General features: G+C 39.9%; 18 protein-coding genes and 1 pseudogene. 9 read left to right on the top strand and 10 right to left on the bottom strand.

What is annotated here, in order from left to right; genetic code table 11:
• Positions 1 to 382 precede the first annotated feature (382 nt).
• A complete protein-coding gene (locus tag JF50_RS15665) occupies positions 383 to 1,396 on the bottom strand; it encodes an IS110 family transposase (protein ID WP_039608907.1) in 1,014 nt (337 codons plus the stop codon).
• A gap of 695 nt (positions 1,397 to 2,091) precedes the next feature.
• Positions 2,092 to 3,105, bottom strand: a complete 1,014-nt coding sequence (locus JF50_RS15660) for an IS110 family transposase (RefSeq protein WP_039608907.1) — start codon at positions 3,103 to 3,105, stop codon at positions 2,092 to 2,094.
• 453 nt (positions 3,106 to 3,558) lie between these two features.
• Between JF50_RS15660 and JF50_RS15650 the strand changes: the two genes are divergently transcribed.
• Positions 3,559 to 4,110 (top strand): YkvA family protein, encoded by a 552-nt coding sequence (locus JF50_RS15650; RefSeq protein ID WP_039610366.1) that lies wholly within the window; start codon positions 3,559 to 3,561, stop codon positions 4,108 to 4,110.
• A gap of 51 nt (positions 4,111 to 4,161) precedes the next feature.
• On the opposite strand, the gene JF50_RS15645 is transcribed toward JF50_RS15650, so the two are convergent.
• Positions 4,162 to 5,940, bottom strand: coding sequence for a M61 family metallopeptidase (locus tag JF50_RS15645; RefSeq protein ID WP_039610365.1), 1,779 nt, complete (start codon positions 5,938 to 5,940; stop codon positions 4,162 to 4,164).
• 174 nt (positions 5,941 to 6,114) lie between these two features.
• Between JF50_RS15645 and JF50_RS15640 the strand changes: the two genes are divergently transcribed.
• The 8 genes and pseudogenes from JF50_RS15640 (at position 6,115) to ilvN (ending at position 15,975) form a co-directional block, all read left to right on the top strand.
• Positions 6,115 to 7,647 (top strand): GGDEF domain-containing protein, encoded by a 1,533-nt coding sequence (locus JF50_RS15640; protein ID WP_039610364.1) that lies wholly within the window; start codon positions 6,115 to 6,117, stop codon positions 7,645 to 7,647.
• Between the two features lie 14 nt (positions 7,648 to 7,661).
• Positions 7,662 to 9,005 (top strand): nucleotide 5'-monophosphate nucleosidase PpnN, encoded by a 1,344-nt coding sequence (ppnN, locus tag JF50_RS15635; RefSeq protein WP_039610363.1) that lies wholly within the window; start codon positions 7,662 to 7,664, stop codon positions 9,003 to 9,005.
• Between the two features lie 126 nt (positions 9,006 to 9,131).
• Positions 9,132 to 9,900 (top strand): annotated as a pseudogene (gene xni / locus JF50_RS15630) (flap endonuclease Xni).
• 78 nt (positions 9,901 to 9,978) lie between these two features.
• Entirely contained in the window at positions 9,979 to 10,374 is a 396-nt protein-coding gene (locus tag JF50_RS15625; protein ID WP_039610362.1) for a DUF3192 domain-containing protein, read from the top strand.
• Positions 10,364 to 12,049, top strand: coding sequence for a hypothetical protein (locus tag JF50_RS15620; protein ID WP_039610361.1), 1,686 nt, complete (start codon positions 10,364 to 10,366; stop codon positions 12,047 to 12,049). Before JF50_RS15625 ends, JF50_RS15620 begins: the two co-directional genes overlap by 11 nt.
• 201 nt (positions 12,050 to 12,250) lie before the next feature.
• On the top strand, positions 12,251 to 13,258 hold the full coding sequence (locus JF50_RS15615) for an isocitrate dehydrogenase (protein WP_039610360.1): 1,008 nt from the start codon (positions 12,251 to 12,253) through the stop codon (positions 13,256 to 13,258).
• 498 nt (positions 13,259 to 13,756) lie between these two features.
• The gene (locus tag JF50_RS15610; RefSeq protein ID WP_039610359.1) at positions 13,757 to 15,478 is read left to right on the top strand and encodes an acetolactate synthase 3 large subunit; all 1,722 of its coding nucleotides are present in this window, start codon (positions 13,757 to 13,759) and stop codon (positions 15,476 to 15,478) included.
• The gene (ilvN, locus tag JF50_RS15605; RefSeq protein WP_039610358.1) at positions 15,478 to 15,975 is read left to right on the top strand and encodes an acetolactate synthase small subunit; all 498 of its coding nucleotides are present in this window, start codon (positions 15,478 to 15,480) and stop codon (positions 15,973 to 15,975) included. The genes JF50_RS15610 and ilvN overlap by 1 nt, the downstream gene beginning before the upstream one ends.
• A 177-nt stretch (positions 15,976 to 16,152) precedes the next feature.
• Here the strand turns inward: ilvN and hupB are convergent, their stop codons facing one another.
• From hupB to JF50_RS15570, 7 genes are all read right to left on the bottom strand, one after another.
• Positions 16,153 to 16,428, bottom strand: a complete 276-nt coding sequence (gene hupB / locus JF50_RS15600; protein ID WP_023397797.1) for a nucleoid-associated protein HU-beta — start codon at positions 16,426 to 16,428, stop codon at positions 16,153 to 16,155.
• A gap of 151 nt (positions 16,429 to 16,579) precedes the next feature.
• Positions 16,580 to 17,098: a DUF2878 domain-containing protein gene (locus tag JF50_RS15595; RefSeq protein ID WP_052262354.1), complete on the bottom strand. Its 519-nt coding sequence runs from the start codon at positions 17,096 to 17,098 to the stop codon at positions 16,580 to 16,582.
• The gene (locus JF50_RS15590) at positions 17,070 to 18,335 is read right to left on the bottom strand and encodes an SAM-dependent methyltransferase (RefSeq protein WP_039610357.1); all 1,266 of its coding nucleotides are present in this window, start codon (positions 18,333 to 18,335) and stop codon (positions 17,070 to 17,072) included. Before JF50_RS15590 ends, JF50_RS15595 begins: the two co-directional genes overlap by 29 nt.
• A gap of 1 nt (position 18,336) precedes the next feature.
• Positions 18,337 to 19,062, bottom strand: coding sequence for a DUF1365 domain-containing protein (locus JF50_RS15585; protein ID WP_039610356.1), 726 nt, complete (start codon positions 19,060 to 19,062; stop codon positions 18,337 to 18,339).
• Positions 19,055 to 20,311: an NAD(P)/FAD-dependent oxidoreductase gene (locus JF50_RS15580; RefSeq protein ID WP_039610355.1), complete on the bottom strand. Its 1,257-nt coding sequence runs from the start codon at positions 20,309 to 20,311 to the stop codon at positions 19,055 to 19,057. Before JF50_RS15580 ends, JF50_RS15585 begins: the two co-directional genes overlap by 8 nt.
• Positions 20,308 to 21,027 (bottom strand): SDR family NAD(P)-dependent oxidoreductase, encoded by a 720-nt coding sequence (locus JF50_RS15575; protein WP_039610354.1) that lies wholly within the window; start codon positions 21,025 to 21,027, stop codon positions 20,308 to 20,310. Before JF50_RS15575 ends, JF50_RS15580 begins: the two co-directional genes overlap by 4 nt.
• Positions 21,024 to 21,449 (bottom strand): nuclear transport factor 2 family protein, encoded by a 426-nt coding sequence (locus JF50_RS15570; protein WP_327077600.1) that lies wholly within the window; start codon positions 21,447 to 21,449, stop codon positions 21,024 to 21,026. Before JF50_RS15570 ends, JF50_RS15575 begins: the two co-directional genes overlap by 4 nt.
• Positions 21,450 to 21,451 lie beyond the last annotated feature (2 nt).

Genomic DNA, 21,451 nt, shown 5'->3' with positions numbered 1-21,451 from the left:
TTTAAACAACAGTACCAAACCCACCCCTTCACCCTGAACTCGCTTCAGGGTCCATAACTATCTCAAACATGGATTGCGGGGCTAGCCCGCAACGACGAAGGTGAGAAAGTGCAACTTGTTTAAACCAACGGTACCAACCCCCACCCCGTCACCCTGAACTCGTATATGGACTCCACTTGTTTGACAACATGTTTTTTAAAATTAAAGATGCTTGCGTATATGCGGTTTCTTTTGAGAGCGCTACTCTCTAACCTTTGATTTATTCGCACCTTCTGTCCTAAACGCTTCGTTAGTGTATTATCACTTCAAGTTCAGACAGGTTTTCAGAAGGTTGGTCTTACCTTTTAATTACATTGTTGTCGAACTCTTTTTAAAATGTTTTTTAAATCATAACTGGCTGGTAATTCGTACCTTGTTTTAACATTGCCCAAGCAGTTCTGATATTTTTATTCACCAGCGCAATACAAGCTCGCTTCACTCCTGAACGAGCAACTAACCTTAAGAGCCATTGCTGCTTCAATGTCTTGGGTTTCTCCGGCAGATTAGAAATGTATGACAATGCCCCCAAAAATAAACAGGACTTTAGCTGTTTATCTCCAGCACATTTATCAATTCCCAGCATCACGGTTTTTCCGCCACTGCTAAATTGTTTTGGGGTAACGCCTAAATATACTGAAGCACATCGCCCATTTTTAAAATGCTCCGTTTGACTCAAGCTGGCAATTAGCCCCGCTGCGCCTAAAACTCCCACACCTTCAAGCGCAATAACACGTTGGCATTGTTCATTTTGAGAAACAAGCAGTTCTAGGTTTTTAGTGACTTTATTCAGAGATTGCTCTATTTGATGGTATTGAGCTTTTAAGACACTGAGTAATGGCAATAATACCTCTGGTAAACTATTGCACTCTGTTAAAACCTCTTTCAATGCTTTCTTGGAGCGAGGAATAGTGATGCCATATTCATAAAATAAGGCCCTAATATGATTACTGAGTTGTGTAAGTTGTTTATCCAGAAACTTACGACTCACAGTGAGCGTTTGGAGAATTTGCTGTTCTATGTTTTTTACTGGAGAAAAGGGCATATTTGGTTGAATAGCAGCAATCGCAATCCCGATAGCATCATTGGCATCTGTTTTTTGTTTGCTTATATAAGGCTTAACATGTTTCGGAGACATCCCTCTCACTTCATGACCATAGGATTGAGCAACCCGCCCCCAATAATGAAAACTGCCACATCCCTCCATTGCCACAATGCTAGGAGGAGAGTTAGCGAGTATCTGGCGAACTTTAGATGGAGACTGTGCTTTATTAAAAATAATTTCGCCATGTTTAGAGACTTTTGCGACTTGGATAATATTTTTTGCAAGATCGAGCGCAATCACGTTACGATTATTCATATATGGACTCCTTTGTTTTGGTCGACACCACATTACACTGTATGTGAAGTGTGGTGGAGTCCATATATCGCTTCAGGGTCCGCGTATTGACCGCATACAAGCATAACGACCGCAAAATGGATTGCGGGGCAAGCCCGCAACGACGAAGGTGAGAAAGTGCAACTTGTTCAAACCAACAATACCAAACCCAACTATTTCAACCAACAGTACCAAACCTAACGCCGTCACCCTGAACTCGCTTCAGGGTCCATATCGATCTCAAAATGGATTGCGGGGCTAGCCCGCAACGACGAGGGTGAGAAAGTGCAACTTATTTAAACAACAGTACCAAACCCACCCCTTCACCCTGAACTCGCTTCAGGGTCCATAACTATCTCAAACATGGATTGCGGGGCTAGCCCGCAACGACGAAGGTGAGAAAGTGCAACTTGTTTAAACCAACGGTACCAACCCCCACCCCGTCACCCTGAACTCGTATATGGACTCCACTTGTTTGACAACATGTTTTTTAAAATTAAAGATGCTTGCGTATATGCGGTTTCTTTTGAGAGCGCTACTCTCTAACCTTTGATTTATTCGCACCTTCTGTCCTAAACGCTTCGTTAGTGTATTATCACTTCAAGTTCAGACAGGTTTTCAGAAGGTTGGTCTTACCTTTTAATTACATTGTTGTCGAACTCTTTTTAAAATGTTTTTTAAATCATAACTGGCTGGTAATTCGTACCTTGTTTTAACATTGCCCAAGCAGTTCTGATATTTTTATTCACCAGCGCAATACAAGCTCGCTTCACTCCTGAACGAGCAACTAACCTTAAGAGCCATTGCTGCTTCAATGTCTTGGGTTTCTCCGGCAGATTAGAAATGTATGACAATGCCCCCAAAAATAAACAGGACTTTAGCTGTTTATCTCCAGCACATTTATCAATTCCCAGCATCACGGTTTTTCCGCCACTGCTAAATTGTTTTGGGGTAACGCCTAAATATACTGAAGCACATCGCCCATTTTTAAAATGCTCCGTTTGACTCAAGCTGGCAATTAGCCCCGCTGCGCCTAAAACTCCCACACCTTCAAGCGCAATAACACGTTGGCATTGTTCATTTTGAGAAACAAGCAGTTCTAGGTTTTTAGTGACTTTATTCAGAGATTGCTCTATTTGATGGTATTGAGCTTTTAAGACACTGAGTAATGGCAATAATACCTCTGGTAAACTATTGCACTCTGTTAAAACCTCTTTCAATGCTTTCTTGGAGCGAGGAATAGTGATGCCATATTCATAAAATAAGGCCCTAATATGATTACTGAGTTGTGTAAGTTGTTTATCCAGAAACTTACGACTCACAGTGAGCGTTTGGAGAATTTGCTGTTCTATGTTTTTTACTGGAGAAAAGGGCATATTTGGTTGAATAGCAGCAATCGCAATCCCGATAGCATCATTGGCATCTGTTTTTTGTTTGCTTATATAAGGCTTAACATGTTTCGGAGACATCCCTCTCACTTCATGACCATAGGATTGAGCAACCCGCCCCCAATAATGAAAACTGCCACATCCCTCCATTGCCACAATGCTAGGAGGAGAGTTAGCGAGTATCTGGCGAACTTTAGATGGAGACTGTGCTTTATTAAAAATAATTTCGCCATGTTTAGAGACTTTTGCGACTTGGATAATATTTTTTGCAAGATCGAGCGCAATCACGTTACGATTATTCATATATGGACTCCTTTGTTTTGGTCGACACCACATTACACTGTATGTGAAGTGTGGTGGAGTCCATATATCGCTTTAAGATCCATATCAATCTCAAAATGGATTGCGGGGCAAGCCCGCAACGACAAAGGTTAGGAAGTGCAGCTTGTTTCAACCAACAGCGCAAAGCCCAACCCCAAAGTGCGTTTATTAAACCAAATATGAGCGATGATTTTACATTTCAACAAATAAACATTAAAAAAGTGACACGTTACACTGCCAAAAATCATATCTTTTACTAAGATATTTATAAGGTTGAACACTACACAATCAACTTTTGACTTTTTTTCAATTATTGTTAATTTGAGCTTAAATTAGTGATGATTTAATGGCATAGTGTCGTAACTATAGTGGGTAATCACATGCAGTGTATTACCCAACGGATATAAAAATAAACAAGTGCGTAAGGGAGAAATAATGTCCATCCAAGTAAACTTTGAACTCACTGATGTTGATTTAGAACACTTTCGTTCCATGATGCAATCTGCCATTGAACGAAGCACTCATCTGAGTGAAGAAGAAATTATCGCCAAAGCGCGTGAACTTGTTGAGCAGATGGAAGGCACCAATGTACCTGAATTTGTCAGAACAAGAATGATGTCACTCTCAGCACTTATTGATGCAGTTCAAGATGATGAATGGCAGATGCCAGAAGATGAAAAGAAAGAAATCATGCTTTCTTTAGCCTACTTTGGTGAGCCTGAAGATATTGTCCCAGACAATGTGCCAGTACTTGGTTACATTGATGATGCCATCATGATTGAATTAGTGCTACAAGACTTATCTTTAGACTTAAAAGCGTATCGCGAATTCTGCGGCTTTAGAGCAACTGAAGAAGCAAGACGTGGCGATCATGCAAAAGTAAACCGTGAAAGCTGGCTTGCAAGCACTCGAGCTCAAATTCGTTCTTCTATGCGTAGAAACCGTTCAGGTTCTAAAGGCTCTCGTTTCTTCTCTCGTATCATGTAATCAACAGCATTGCAATGAAAAAAGGGAGCGTAACAAAGCTCCCTTTTTTAATTATTTTGCATTTGGATGAGCGACACCTAACCAAGCTTTGTAAAGTCTGGTTTGTCTTTTTGATGGCCTATCAACCGCTCTAACAAACTTATCCATATTCGCTTTTTCGGATAATTTAATCTTAGCTTTCATGAGTTTATGCCGACGAATAAAGGATACTTCCACGGTTTGCCCTGAACGGAATAAAGCTAATGTATGAGGTAAATCTTTTCTAACATGGTGGTTATCAATTGCGACTAGTTTGTCGCCTGCTGTTAACCCAGCCTGCCATGCACTACCGCCTCTGGCGACGTGAGTCAGCTCTAACATTTGACCAACACTTTTCGCAGTTCCATCAATACTGGCAACCCTTATCGTGCTAGGTGGGTAGACATATTCTAAGCCGACTTTTTTGAAGAGCTCGTCGAAATCTATAATGGCAGGCTTTTCAACATATGTGTCCCACCACATAGCATAACTATGACCGCTTAACTGTTTAAGGATCCTTTTAACATCTTCGCTATTAAAAGAGCTTGGGAGTTTATGCTGTTTATACAGCTCGCCATGTACATCTCGATAACTGACCTTACCGTCACTTTTATCGATAAGATCGATATCTAATGCCATTGACACTAATGCGCCTTCCAAATAGATATTAGTACTATAGTTTTTGCCGTGGTCACCCCCTTGGTTGATCCACTTGTCAAAACTTGTATCAGCAACTGATTGCACCTCTCGGCCAGGTGTATTTAAATGGCGATTAAGCGTTCTCGTTAGAGATTTATAAAACTCTTGGTTAGTTGTGATACCAGCACTCAATAATAGGAAGTCTTCTAAATAGCTTGTTGAGCCTTCGACTAACCACAACAAGTCACTATAGTTAATGTCGATATAATCATAGGGGACTAACCCATCCGGTCTATAGTGCTTTACATTCCAAGTATGAATGAACTCATGAGCTGCCGTTGAAATAAAACCAAGATAGTCATCTCTTGATGCAAAGCTGTCTCTATGTCTTTGGATAATCGTTGAATTTAAATGTTCCGTTGCGCCTCTCGCCCCACTGGTGGCATGAACCATGAAAACATATCGTTCATAAGGGTAATCATGCCAAATCAAACTACCTGTTTTAACGAGCTTTTTTAAATCCCGTATCATGAGTTCAACATCATAATTCCCCTCTCCCCAGATCACCAATTCATAATCTCGACCGTCAACCGAATACTTATGTAATTCATTGATACCTGTTTCTATTGGCGAATCAAGTAGCACATCATAGTTTGCTGCTTTGAAACTGTGTTGTGAGTCGGCAAAATCCATACCTGATACGGAGCGCCAATTTTTAGGCACGTTTAAGTTGACCTTCACAGGTTCTTGCCTAAAAGAGTCACTGAACATAAAGAACCCTGAAGCGTCGATAAAGGCATGACTGTCATCTATATGTCGTGACCTAAGTGCTAACTCATTAGCGTACACTTGATAAGAGACAGAAACTTGTGCCGGTGTGTCTAAATGCACTCGCCAAGTATTTTTATCAATTTTATGCCATTTTAATTTTTCACCTCGTCGCGTCTTGGCTGAAAAGAATCGAATACCGTTAGCCATATCAAGTATTTCATATCGACCAGTTCGCCAGTCAGGCAACATCACGTCAACATATGATTGTGCAGACTTTGGGAAAGTGATTTCAACATTACCAAGATGATGCGCAGGTTCAGTAATAGAAAGCGTGTATTCAACATCCGCATAAGAAAATGCACTATAAAGTGCCAATGAGATCAGCGAGAGAGTTTTTTTCATATCATAAAAAATTAAATAGTTTTCTTAAAATTAGCAAAATTCCTTATACTTGAGTTAATAAATTCGTTAAAACTACATGATAAAAAGCTAAGTTGAACATTAAATTCTCCCACATTTTTCAGTAATTTGATGTAAACTTGCTAATGTTATAGTAAAAAAAGATGTTGGATTTTTGTGACTGATAAAACTGTACTATTAGAAAAAAAGCTCTCTCAAGCTATTTCCGCTAGAAAAGCGTTAGAAGAGGCAAAAAAGACACAAGTTTCGATGCTGTCTGACTTCGCCACTCGTCTTTCTTTTAGTTGTAGGGGGCAAGATGTTGCGCTAGATAATCAACTAGCAAAATTTCGCAGTGCTTTGAATAAAGGCATGGAAATAGAACAGATAACCCCACTTATCGAAAGTGCCATCACACAGCTAAAACAACAAGAAACTGTCTATGAAGCGAATGAACGTGCGTTAACAACACACATCCAATCTGCTGGTAAACAATTACAAAAACTAAAAGGCTTACCAGATGACACACGCCGCAAATTAAGGCATGTACTCGACCATGAACTAGGCGATATCAAAGCCGTCTCTGAATTTGTCCCGTTGCTTGAAAAAGTCCTACAATTTTATATGCAGACTTTGCAAGCTAAAGCTGCCCCTGAATTTAATACATCTCAGAGCAACCCAGAATTAGCTATTGAGCTACTCTCTCTCACAAATGAATTGGTTTTTGAAGAAGATGTCTCAGAAAAAATAAAGCAAATCAAACAAAGTTTGTCGTCTGATGACTCCGTAGACTCGTTGCTTGATAATGCGGTCAGTATTATTCGTATTTTTGCAAAGTCAATTGCAAGAGAACGCCAGTCAGCCCAAGGGTTTCTCGTTTCTTTAAATCAAACGCTTGAAGAGCTACACAAATCCATTGTAGAAACAACGAGTCAGTCAAAGTCAGTTAACCAAGAAGTGTCTGCTTTAAACAAGCGAATTGAAGAAAAGATCTCGACACTCAATACCCAAACTCAGCAGGCAACGTCAATTACCGAGCTAAAGCAACTTGTTGACAATGAGTTAAAAGAACTGAGTAAAGACCTCATAGAAAGAGAAAACATAGAAAGGCGCGATAAAGAAGTTTTACTACAAAGTTTCGACAAGATTAATGACCGCATTAACTTACTCGAGACAAAAGTGACAAATTACAAAAAGCGCTTGAATGAACAGAAATTCAAGAGCTTACTAGATGGCCTTACCAAACTGCCCAATCGGACAGCGTTTGATGACAGATATAATCAAGAATTTCACTTGTTTGAAGTTCACAACAGTGATGTGACGCTCGTCGTCATCGATGTTGATCACTTTAAATCAATCAATGATAAATATGGCCACAGTGCTGGCGATAAAACATTACAAGTCATCGCTCGCGCACTGAAAAAATCAATTCGAAAAGCAGACTTTATCGCGCGTTATGGTGGCGAAGAGTTTGTTTTATTGATGCCAGGAATGCCTTTGAGCTCAGCACAGAGCCCACTTGAAAAAATACGCAATACAGTTAAATCGATCCCCTTTAAATTTAAAGAAAAAGAGGTACAAATTACGATTTCACTGGGAGCGACTCAACTTAAAAAAGGTGATACAACTCTATCTGCATTTGACCGTGCAGACAATGCGTTGTATGACGCCAAAAACTCAGGTAGAGATAAACTTTGCATTAGAGAATAACATGGAGAATGCCTATGCATGTACAGCTAAACCCCACTGGAGTTCTTAATTTATTATCACAATTAGAAGTAGACTTGCTACAGCAGTCTTCAACTTTCGAAAGATATCAATTATTTAGAAACTGCGTTTTAGCCGTACTGAACGTAGGCAGCCATACAGACTCAAGCTATGAGATTTACAGGAAGTTTGAAAACTTTAATGTCAAATTAGTCGCTCGCGAACGCGGCATAAAAATCGAACTGACTAATCCTCCTGAATCTGCTTTTGTCGATGGCACCATCATAAATGGTATTCACGAGCATATTTTTTCCGTGATCCGCGACATTTTATTCATATGTCAACGCCACCAGGATGCGCTCGTTGACCCGAAAGAGATTACCCATATGGTATTCGATATGCTTCGAAATGCTGACGCATTAGAAGTGAATACTGACCCTAATATGGTCGTCTGCTGGGGAGGCCATTCAATTAATGAGCAAGAATATAAATATACCAAAGAAGTAGGTTATCAACTTGGCCTAAGAGGGTTAAATATTTGTACAGGGTGCGGGCCCGGTGCAATGAAAGGCCCCATGAAAGGCGCCACCATCGGTCATGCTAAGCAACGTATAACCAGCAACCGTTATTTAGGCCTGACTGAGCCAAGCATCATTGCTGCCGAGCCACCCAACCCGATTGTTAATGAGCTCGTTATATTACCTGATATAGAAAAACGCCTTGAAGCCTTTGTTAGAACGGCACATGCGATTATCATTTTCCCGGGCGGTGCTGGGACCTCAGAAGAGTTACTTTACTTACTCGGGATTTTGCTCCACCCAGAAAATAAAAAACAAGTGCTCCCGGTTATACTAACAGGCCCAGCATCGAGCGCTGCTTACTTTGATGAGATTGCAAAGTTTGTAGAAAAAACGCTTGGTAAAGAAGCGCTTGATAAATTTGAAATTATCATTGATGACCCTGAACGTGTGGCAAAACACATTAAATCAGAAATGCCGAATGTAAGAGAGTATCGAAAGTCAGAAGGTGATGCTTACTACTTTAACTGGACCTTAAAAATAGAAGAGCCTTTCCAAATGCCATTCGAACCCACACATGAAAACATGGCATCATTGAATCTTCATTTAGATCAACCTAAAGAGATATTAGCGGCAAACTTAAGACGAGCGTTTTCGGGTATTGTTGCAGGCAACGTTAAAGACAATGGCGTCAAAGCCATTAAACAGCATGGGCCCTACATTCTCGAGGGTGATAAGTCACTGATGTCTGATATGGATAAACTATTACAAGCCTTTGTTAATCAAGGGCGCATGAAGCTTCCGGGCAGCAAGTATACTCCATGCTATAAAATTCAGGCCTAGCCATAGTCAAATCAATATAATTTGCATTTTTTAGCGAAAACAAAACATTGTGGGGCGATGAACTCTCATTGCCCCTCTGATATAATCCACTTTATTCAGAACTCTTTATGTTAATTTTATTTTTATATGGCTCATTTATTACTCATAGACGCACTAAACTTAATACGTCGCATTTATGCCGTTGACTGCGAGCAAGCAGGTTTAAATGATGAGCAGATTATTAAAAGTTGTTCCCAAAGAGTTAAAAATGCCACTCGTAAATTATTGAAAATTACTCAGGCGACTCATGCCATTGCTGTTTTTGATGGCGATAGAAGTTGGCGATATCACCTCTACCCAGAGTACAAAGCTACAAGAAAACCAATGCCTAACGAGCTTAAGGTTAATCTAGAAAATGTTGCCACAGCGTTTACGGATAACAATGTTAAGGCCTATTTCCCGACACAAGATGAGGCTGATGACATTCTTGCGACACTTGCGTTCAAAGCGTCAAACCATGGTGTTGCCTCAACCATCGTATCCACCGATAAGGGCTTTTTACCGCTCATTAGCGAACACATCAAAATTTACGATTATTTTAAACAGCAGACCATTTCAGCAGATGATGTTGCGAATAAATTCTCTATAGATAAAAGTAAACTCCATGATTTTTGGGGGTTAATGGGTGATAAGACCAATGATATCCCTGGTGTAAAAGGGGTTGGAAAAAAAAACAGCGATTGAAGTATTAAGCCAATTTGATTCCGTAGAAGATGCCCTCGCTGATGTTGAACTGCCATCACCTATCAGGAAAAAAATAGAGGCTGACATCGACAACTTTGTTTTAAGTAAATCATTAGTTGCCTTAAGGACAGACATTGAAGTGGGTTTTACGCTCAGAGAACTGAGACTCTAGTTATTACGTTAAACTCAAATTACTTGTTATGGATACAAGCTTCAGATAGTCTTACCGTGCTCTTCTCAGGTGACTTAAATGATAAAAAAAGTTCTACAATATATATTTCTAGGCCTCGCAGTGTACGCTGGCATTGTCTATCTTGTTATCAACTTTTATAAAGATGATCCAAGAGCAATGCTTTGGAAAGACCGAGAAGCGTTCAATAAAAGGTTCATTAGCAAATTAAAACCAGATACACAAATGGACTTAGAAACTGTGTTAGACAATTTAGGCAGCCCTGACCTAACCTACGTTAAGTCAGACGAGGATACCGTTTTTCAAATCGTATATTACAGAACACAATTGATGAAACCTGATGGCATAACCACACAAGACGAATGCACTGGTTTATTGTTTAAAAATGGTCAGCTAATATTATGGGGTGCTGGTGCCATAGTAGCCTACGAGAAAGCGCTCAAGAATGACGAATAATAAAGATGTATCAAAACAACTTCATGAACTAGTGAATAAAACGGAGCAAACTCTAAGGCTCTATTACAATAAACAAAAGTGGCCAAGTATATTTCCCACACTTGCTGAACTGGCACAACTGTATACAGAAACCTATCAAAATACGCCAAACGCACTGCACAGTTATTTAACGTTTCAGTTTGAACAATTGTCCCCCACTACAAATTTGGTAATAAAAAAATGTATCCTAGTTTGCATCATTGCTCAGGGGCATGGCTATTCTCATAAAATACGGCAGGAACTTCTTGTGGCCTGTCTTGCAAGTTTCTTATGCGTGAAAAATGAAAGTGATAAACTACTTACAGCCAAACCATTAACAGAACAAGGAAAGAAAATCTGGAAAATTAGATATCAACTTGCAGTGAAAGTCCTCCAACATGGTGGTTCAGTAAACAAACAAGCTGCACGAATGATGTCTAGGCTCTCCCCCTATTGCGATACGTTGAAAAGTAAGCGACTGTCTCCGCTATATGACAACATCACACTTATCGTTGCTATTGCGCAAATCATTGCGACTGCCTTGGTTCAAAAACCAAAGCCCAACGCACTCGCTTATACAGTAAAAAAACTCTACCTTGCTAGCCAAAATGGCTTTGTTCGAGATACATTAAATAAGTTAGCGACACAATTTAGTCATTACCCTGTAGGCTGCAGTGCCCAATACAAGGGGCAACGTGCCTTACTGCTGCAAAAGAATGAAAAAAGCCAGATAATTTGTACATTCAAAGATCATAAAATAGACCGACTCGTCAAGACACAGCAAAGACTCTGCTTTGAATTTACGTCTATCAGCAGCGCAGACAAACATCTATTATTTAAAGTTTGGAGTCATATTGAATCTCAGCCGATCGAATTGAGTGCAGATGGGTTTGAGACAACCTATTCAGTTATTGATAAACTGGGACAAAGCAGCTTTAGCAGCTTTAGGGCAATTGAGAAAACCATCGCACCTTTTCCATATATAGAGCAAGCACTGCAACAAGCCGCTAAACAATATAATAGAGAATCCCAAAAAGGCGCTAATACCCGTCATTGTTTGACTATGGTAGGCTTAAACACCGCTAGCCTGTTGTGCCAGAGAGTTCTGATAGAGCAAGTGATTTCACAATTAAAGCACCCTTTTGCAGTCGACATTTGGCACAAGTACCAACAACTCTCTTTAATACTGGCTACGTTAACCAAGCAAGCCTATGGCCAAGATTATGAAAGCATACTCTCGCCAATCAGTGCGGTCATTGCTTTTATGCTTAAACACCACGACATCGATATCAAACGCTTTACTTGCGTAAGTGAGCAAAGTGATACGGCTATCCCCTACTCGTTGGCAAGATTGTTTGGTTTTTTAGAATTCAACTCAGAAAAATTAGATAGCTACTTTGAACATCATTTTAATAACAGTGCGCCACACCGTGCTTTTAAACAGTCTGAGCGAGAAAAAAACAACTCATTAAGCGAGGAAGCCAAGACATTTGTAGCTATAAAGGTACTTGCAATGACATGGAATAGCGCCTATTTCCAGCCAACTGCATGGCAACGCCTTGTTTTAGAAAACCAAATAAAAAAGTTTGGCTGGGAAAGTGAAAAACAGTTACATCAGGCAATTCTTGAGCTTTCGTTACATAGCGTGATTGAATAATATTTATTCTATAAATGTAGAATATACTAGACATAATTTTAATTTATGCCTTTTTATCATTCCTTGCTGGAATATATATGAATAAATTGCTATAAAACGCGCTTAATTTTTCAAGCGAACACACACTTTTTATTTGATTGACTACAATAAACAGGTCTTTCTTAAATGTGTGTACAATTTATTTTGATAAAGGAAAACTAAATGGCTAAGCAAACAGTTACCGTTATTCGTGGTGATGGTATCGGTCCAAGCATCATCGACTCAGCAATTGAAATCTTAAACGCAGCTGGCTGTGACTTCGAATACGAATACGTTGACGCAGGTCTTGCAGCGCTAGAAAAAACAGGTGAACTTCTTCCACCTGAAACACTAGAAGCAATCGAGCGTAATAAGCTTACATTAAAGGGTCCTTTAACAACACCTGTCGGTGAAGGCTTTACATCTATCAACGTTACTTTACGTAAGCAATTTGGTCTGTATGCAAACGTACGCCCAGTTAAGTCTTTCGAAGGTACTCAAGCGCGTTATGAGAACATTGACATCATCACTGTACGTGAAAATACGCAGGGCATGTACTCTGGCCTTGGTCAAGTAACGTCAGAAGATGGTACTGAAGCTGAAGCAATGTCAAAAATCACTCGTGAAGGTGCAGAAAAAATCGTTACTTTTGCTTATGAGCTTGCACAGCGCGAAGGTCGTAAAAAAGTAACAGCGGTTCACAAAGCAAACATCCTTAAATCAACTTCAGGTCTATTCCTTAAAGTTGCACGCGAAGTTGGTGAGCGCTTCCCAGACATCGAGTCTGCAGAAATGATCGTTGATGCAACTTGTATGAAGCTAGTGATGAACCCTGATGAATTTGATGTTGTTGTAACAACTAACTTATTCGGTGACATCATCTCTGATCTATGTGCTGGCCTTGTTGGTGGTTTAGGTATGGCGCCAGGTGCTAACATTGGTGAAAATGCAGCTATTTTTGAAGCTGTACACGGTAGTGCACCTGATATCGCTGGTAAAAACCTAGCGAACCCTACATCTGTTATCCTAGCTTCTATTCAAATGCTTGAGTATTTAGATATGGGTGACACTGCTGAGCGTATTCGCAGTGCAGTAGCTGATGTAATTAAATCTGGCGACCGTACAACACGTGACCTTGGTGGTAACCATGGCACAACTGACTTCACACAAGCTGTGATTGAGCGTCTTTAATTATAAGACTTGTGAGATAGTGCGCCCTGCACTATCTCTTTATTCGTTACTTACTTCCCTAATTACTTTCCCCCAGCTTTTTCACTTCAAACCGTTTTTATCATTACATGTTAACCTTCAACGCTTTTTTTCAGTGCCTCATTCATAAAGCGCAGTTTTTGTTTCTTTTTCCTAAATATTAGCATCGCTAAATTATGCAACATTGATTGTTTTTATAAAATGAAATACTACATTTCAAATTTATCAACACAAAATAGGGATATATTATGCACATTAAGGATTGGTTCGCTTGACAGAAACATCAATTGGCCTTTAAATAAACAGTGTTTAAATAATTTAGCAGATTTGAAATGACTTTAGTTAAGCTTGTACAAATGGTTCTCGTGGTGGTCTTAGTATTAAGTCCATAGGGGCCTGTGTGAGTATACGCTTTCATCGACCCCGCCAATCAGCGGGGTTTTTTTATGCCAAGATTTAACTTGGCTGAGGAATGAGGTAATGAATGAGCAATTTAACGGCTCCGAGTTAGTTGTAAAGGCGCTGAGCGATTTAGAAGTAGAGTTTATCTTTGGATACCCGGGCGGTTCTGTTTTAGATCTATATGATGCCCTGTTTGAACAAAGTGATGTCGAGCATATTCTCGTTCGTCATGAACAAGCCGCTACGCACATGGCTGATGGCTATTCTCGTGCAACTGGAAAAACAGGTGTTGTGCTTGCCACATCAGGCCCCGGAGCTACGAATTGCATTACAGGGATTGCAACCGCATATATGGACTCTATTCCGATGGTTGTGCTATCTGGACAAGTACCATCAAATTTGATTGGTGACGATGCTTTCCAAGAAACCGATATTGTTGGGTGTTCCAGACCGATAGTAAAACACAGCTTTAATTGTAGGCACGCCGAAGACATACCGGCTATATTAGCGAAAGCTTTTTATCTAGCAGGTTCCGGAAGACCTGGGCCTGTGGTTGTCGAATTGCCTAAAGATGTTTTAAACCCTCAGATTAAATTTAACTATTCCATGCCTAATCAATTAGACATGAGAACCTATAACCCCAATAAAAAGGGGCATACAAAGCAAATTAAAAAAGCGGTCGAAGCTATTTTACAAGCGAAAAAGCTGGTTATTTATTCTGGTGGTGGAATTATTCTTTCCGATACATCTGAAAAACTGACGGAGCTTGTCGAAAAACTGAATGCCCCAATCACCAACACCCTGATGGGCTTAGGTGGGATCAGTGGCTGCCACCCTAACTTCATTGGCATGTTAGGTATGCACGGCTCTTTGGAAGCAAACAAAGCAATGGCCAATGCTGATACAATATTGGCGCTTGGCGCAAGGTTTGACGACCGCGTAACAAACAATGTAAGCAAATTTTGTCCAAATGCAAAAATTGTTCATGTGGATGTCGACCCAACGTCAATTTCAAAAACAATTCAGGCACATATTCCTGTCGTTGGTTGTTTAGACACCGTGCTTTCACAGCTGTTAGAAGGCATTAACAATAGCAATATTGCTATTGATCGCAGTGCACAGGAAGCTTGGTGGAAAGACATAACCCAATGGCGAGCGCAAAAATGCTTGGATTTTAAAACTGACGCTGACAAAATCAAGCCACAAACCGTTATTCAAAAATTATACGAAGTCACACATGGCAATGCATATATAACCTCTGATGTAGGCCAGCACCAAATGTTCGCAGCGCAATATTACCCATTTAAAAACCCTCGTCAATGGATCAACTCAGGCGGTCTTGGCACGATGGGTTTTGGACTCCCCGCTGCGATGGGCGTCAAGGTTGCTTTTCCTAAAGATGAAGTTGTATGCGTAACGGGAGATGGTTCTATTCAAATGAATATTCAAGAACTTTCAACCTGTCTACAGTATGGACTGAATGTTAAGGTGGTTTCTCTAAACAACCGTTCTCTTGGCATGGTGAGACAATGGCAAGATATGCTGTACGATGGCCGCCATTCAAGCTCTTACATGGAGTCTCTGCCAGATTTTGTTGCTTTAGCAGAAAGCTATGGTCATATCGGGATCCGTGTTGATCACCCTGATGAACTCGATAGTGCCCTTGAAAAAGCATTTTCAATTACCGATCGCCTTGTCTTTTTAGATATCAGAGTAGATGAGAGCGAGCATGTTTATCCAATGCAAATTAAACATGGTGCAATTGATGAGATGTGGTTGAAAAAAGGAGTGAAAGTATAATGAGACGTATATTAGCGATATTATTAGAAAATGAACCTGGCGCACTCTCGCGTATCGTTGGCCTTTTTTCTCAAAGAGCGTACAACATCGATAGCTTAACAGTCGGTACCACCGATGACAAAACCTTGTCTCGTATTACCATTACAACACATGGCGATGATAGAGTTGTTGAACAAATCACTAAGCAGGTCAATAAACTTGTCGATGTACTTAAAGTGTTTGATCTAACAGAAATCAACCACATTGAAAGAGAGCTCTTGATGGTAAAAGTATTCACCAGAAATGAAGCAATGAGAGCAGCAGTGACGCGTGTTAGTGATGTATTCGGCGCATCAATCGTGGATATGGGTAAACAGAGCTACACCCTGCAATTGGCAAGCAGCACGGATAAAATAGAAAGTTTCCTTGATATGTTGCGTCATGAAAGCGATTTAATTGAATTAGTACGCTCAGGTGCAGTAGGTATTGGTAGAGGGGATAAAGCCCTTAAAAGCTGATATACATAACCATTATTACGAGCGGTAACGCTCGTAATAAACCAAGCCTTTACATTCGAAAGCAAGTCAAAAGATTAAAAATTTATACTAATCAAAATTAAAAAAAGAGCCATCTGGCTCTTTTTTTAATTTACAGGATTAAGTTTTAAACTCAAACCGAAAATATTCATCACTGAATTACAGGTTTACTTGGTCTTTTAAACCTTTACCCGCTTTGAAACTTGGGATATTAGCAGCTGGGATTTGGATTTCCGCGCCAGTCTGAGGGTTACGACCTGTGCGTGCTGCACGCTCTTTCACAGAGAAAGTACCAAAACCAACTAGTGCTACTGAATCGCCTTCTTTTAGAGCTTCAGTTACAGCACTAGTTAAAGCATCTAATGCACGGCCAGCTGCCGTCTTAGAGATATCAGCGTCGTTCGCGATCTTTTCAACTAGTTGAGCTTTGTTCATTTTAAAAATTCCTATATTTTTTATTTTCTGCCGGAGCAAATTCTATGTTTATTCATTTTAAGCATTAGTGCAAGCCAAAATTCAACTATATTCGAAATTAATCTGACAAATTGTACTTGCATCACATATATTTAGCTAAAAAAGGAACGATTTAGCTCAATACCTCAGCATTCCTTCTTATGTGTGACTGTGCGTCAAGCCAACGCAAACACTCAAAACCGACAAACCATATCGCACCATAAATAACCCAAAATAGCCATAGGGGTTCGAGTGTGCTCAACACGCCAGCTTTTGAGCCAGCGTAATAACTACCTGGCGTGCACAACCAAACAATAGGCGCTCTAAACTTTATTGGCAAATGAAAAAGCTTATTCAATGACTCTCTAAAAGAAAACAGCAAAGCGACCCACAGCAAAACTAACCACACGGGGATTAAAGCTGCACCATAGCTGATAACACCTACAGCAACGGCGATTATTTCTATTGCTAAGCCAACCGATAAACCTACAACAACAAATTTACCGTCCCTTCCTTTGTGTGCACTTAATAAAAACATCAGTGCAATAGTTGCAGCCACCGGAAATAAAGCATCCTCTTTTAAAAAAAAGACGGAAAACCAGGCTAGCTGAAACAATACAAAGTTAATAGCGACAGAATACTTTTTCATCATCGCTTAAATACCTTGGTTTTCTAGCGACCAAATGTACTGCACTGGTTGCTCTTTGTTTAAATCCACCCTCGCAGTAGCACAAATAAAACTCCCAAAGTCGATAGAAACGCTGATCAAATTTTTGGTTATCTAATGATGGCCACGCTTTATCAAAACGTTCACGCCAATCAAACAATGTTTTGGCATAATGCAAGCCTATATCTTTAACAGAGTGGACAACCAAGTCCGTACTGCTGCATATTTGTTTACTCATCTCCGTAACGGATGGCAAGCAACCACCTGGAAAAATATACTGCTGTATAAAGTCTGAGTTTTTTAAATAATGATGATATCGCTGGCATGCAATTGTTATCGCTTGTATTAACATCACGCCATTAGGCTTAAGTAAACTACTGCATTTTTCAAAAAATCCAGAAAGATACTCATGCCCAACAGCCTCAATCATTTCAATAGACACAAGCTTATCAAATTTACCATTTAATTCTCGATAGTCATCTTTGAGCAGTGTAATTTGGTCTTGTAAGCCAAGTTCTATAATCTTTTCGCTAACGTACGCGTGCTGCTCTTCTGATATGGTTGTTGTAGTGACCTTACATCCATAATTTTGAGCGGCATAGATTGCGAATGCGCCCCACCCAGTGCCAATTTCAATCACGTGGTCGGATTTTTGTAAATCCACTTGCTCACATATCTCTTTGAGCTTGTGTTGCTGAGCCTGCTCTAAAGAGGCGGTGTGTGTTGGGTATACCGCACTAGAGTACAGCATTTCTTCACTCAGAAACGAACTATATAGGTCATTACCCAAGTCATAATGCGCAACTATATTTTTCTTTGAGCCAGATTTGGTATTTCGATTTTTAAAGTGCGTTAATTTGTTAAACAGGCCAGAAATCAAGGCGAACTTCTTTTCGAACGCATCTAACACGTCTTGGTTTACGACAAATATTTCAATCAATCTCGTTAAGTCAGAGCAAGACCACTGACCATCGATGTACGACTCTCCAGCACCTACACTGCCACCAAGTGCAAACTTGTTGTACATTTGGCTCGACTTTACATGAATAACCGTACTAGTTGCACTGTTTTTATCGCCGAAGATGTATTCTTGCCCTCCGTCGATGAGCTTGATTTGTCCCCATGTGATTTGTTCTAACGCTTTTAACACCAGTGCCTTACACATTTTGGTTAAAAAACTATCGTTGCTCTGACTACTATAGGATTGTGTCGTTTTTTCCATCTTACAAACTTCCTGGATGACTGATAAAAGGAACTCGCTTTAAAAAAAGCTTTAACGCTTGCCAATAAATGCCTTTTAAAATTGAAAAGGTCATTGCAGGAAACTGCTTTAATAAACTACTCATTGAGGGTTTATCTAGTGGTACTCGTTGCAGTCTCAATGTCGCGTCAAATAAAAGTTCACGCTCTTTTTTATTTTCAATATGGACAAAAGCATACTGTGAAGGTGCTTTTATATGCCAATGGTATTCCATATCTAAATTCATGAAAGGTGATACGTGAAAGGTCTTTTCAAAGTTCACTTTTTTCCCAAGTGGTACAAGGTAATAATGCCGTTCATTCCATGGTGTATTACTAACTTCAGCAATCATGTGGGTATATTCCCCATCTTCCTTTGAAAAAAAATAAAAATTGACTGGACTAAAATAATATCCAAAACAACGACACTGACCCATCAAATATACTTTGTTATCTGATGCATCTACACCCATTTCTAAGCTCTTGTCCAATGCACGCTGCTTTAAGCTTTTTATAGACCCTGTTAAATAATCTGCCTGTTCAAACCGTAGTAGCTTTTTTCCTTTAGTGCCAAATAATGGATGGATGTCGTCTAGAAGATGTTGTTCATCCAAGTCAATGCACATCATATACATAGGATATTTGAAATGATGTTCGGCTACCGCAAAGCGACGATGCCTCACATCACCTAAATAAATAGCACTATTCAAAGTTCACTCCGAGCTTTTCAGCTACATCAACAGCACTTCTCACACCATCTTCGTGAAAGCCATTAAACCAATACGCACCACAAAAGTACGTCCGATTGATACCGTCAACTTCAGACTTTCTTTTTTGAGCTCGAATACTGTGTGTATTAAACACAGGGTGATAATAAGTGAATTTTTGAACTATTTTGTCATGGTTTATCTGTTCATCATTATTTAATGTTACACAGTACTGCTGTGAAGAAGATAACCCTTGCAAAATATTCATCTGATAAGTAACACTTGCTGGCCTTGTTTGACTCTCGTCTAGGGCATAATTCCAACTTGCCCACGCAGCTCTTCTTTTAGGTAAGATAGATGTGTCTGTATGCAAAACCACACTGTTAGGAGTGTATGGAATTGCGCCAAGCACTTCTCGCTCAATCTCACTAGCATCACCAAGTAACTTCAAGGCTTGATCTGAATGACACGCAAACACCACTTCATCAAAATGTTCGATGCTGCCATCTTCAAATATGATTTCAACACGATCATCAAAGCGCATCACGGTCTTTATGTTTACGCCTAGCTTGATTCGTTCTTTGAAAGAGCCTATGAGAGGGTCAATATATTGTTTCGAACCGCCAGGAATAACATACCATTGAGGCCGACCAGCAACATCTAGCAGGCCGTGGTTAAAGAAGAATTGAATAAAAAACTGGATCTCAAAATCAAGCATTCCCTTCAAGCTGGTTGACCAAATAGCTGCGCCCATCGGCAAAATGTAATGCTTCTTAAAAAACTCATCAAACCCGTGAGCATCGAGAAAATCACCCAAATTTGTATGATTTGAATAATCGCCACTGTGATATAGCGCTTTAGCTAATCGGTTGAATTTGATAATACTGTATAAGAAACGCCAAAACTTGATCGATAACACATTGCGTTTCTGAGCAAATAAAGAGAAAAAAGTGTGGCCGTTATATTCAAAGTCTCTGTCTGCGGTTTTAACACTGAAACTCATTTGAGTAGGCTTACGCCCTACCCCTATCTGATCAAGCAGTTTTTCAAATAAAGGGTATGTACGGTCATTAAAAACAATAAAGCCGGTGTCGATACCTTGGACGCCTTCAGGCGTGTCAACATCAATTGTTGCAGTATGACCTCCAAGCCTGTCTTCTTTCTCAAACACTGTGACCTTATGTTTTTTATTCAGTAAATAAGCCGCACTGAGTCCCGCAATGCCAGAACCAATGATTGCAATATTTTTCAACGTTTTATCCTTTTGGCTAATGGCAGCCATACATTAAATGGTAATAATGAGAACAGTTTTAAAAACAGCGTAAAACGCTTTGGAAAATGCACTTCATTTTTACGTTTAGAAACCCCTTCATAAATCCTTTCTGCTGCTTGTTCAACACTGACTAAACAAGGCATCGGAAAATCATTTTTATTCGTCAATGGAGTCTCTACAAATCCCGGGTGAACTAAAGTTACATCAATATCTAAAAGTTCAACCTGCATAACACGCGTTAAATAGCTTAATGCCGCCTTTGATGCCCCGTACGCTTGGGCTCGAGGCAGCGGCAAAAAGCTCGCGCTAGAACTGACTATAACGAGTTGGCCGCCTTTTTTTATTTTTGGAATGAATGCTTCAAGACAGTATCCTGTCGCAATCAAATTGGCCTGTATAACTCGTTCGAATAATGCCGAATCAAATTTGTTTGCGTTGTCGATATACTCACATACACCAGCATTTAATATGATGATATCGTGCGCTTCAAGCTTTTCTGCGGCATCAAAGACTTGTTGCTTATCCGTCATGTCAAAACGTGACGAGGACACGCCTCTCGACTCAAATTCAGCTAACTTGTCTTGATTACGGCCGCAAGCTGTTACAATGTCTGACTGGGCGTACTTATAAACCAACGCTTCTCCAATACCAGACGTTGCGCCAGTGACCAGTACACGATTTTTACTTTCACTCATGAAACAGCCCTTTTCTCTAGCGTTTTAATCACGCTGCCAAGAAGCGGGATGTTCCTATACAACAACGCGCCCACATCAAAGTAATCTCTGTGGCTGATAACCTTGGACCCCTTAAAGGTCAGCTGGCTATGCCCAGCCACTGTGATGTTTTTCTTGTTGTTAAGTTTGCTGTGAGAAAAGTGCATTTCCCAGTATAAAAAACCTTTGTTGTCTACAACGTAGTGCTCATTGATATCAAAAGAGATTGAATTTACATTTGCATATAAATTCTCAAAATATCTAGTTAAGGCTTCAATTCCTTCTACTTTATGTAAAGGATCCGAAAATACCACACTATCATCATAAATATTTTTCAATAAACCAAGGTTTTTGTCTGACAGCTGATTATAAATATCTACAAAGTTGTTAAGGTGTTGTTCCATTT

The sequence above is a fragment of the Pseudoalteromonas luteoviolacea genome (assembly GCF_000814765.1).
Lineage (GTDB): Bacteria > Pseudomonadota > Gammaproteobacteria > Enterobacterales > Alteromonadaceae > Pseudoalteromonas > Pseudoalteromonas luteoviolacea_H.
This window is presented reverse-complemented; position numbering and strand designations above follow the sequence as displayed.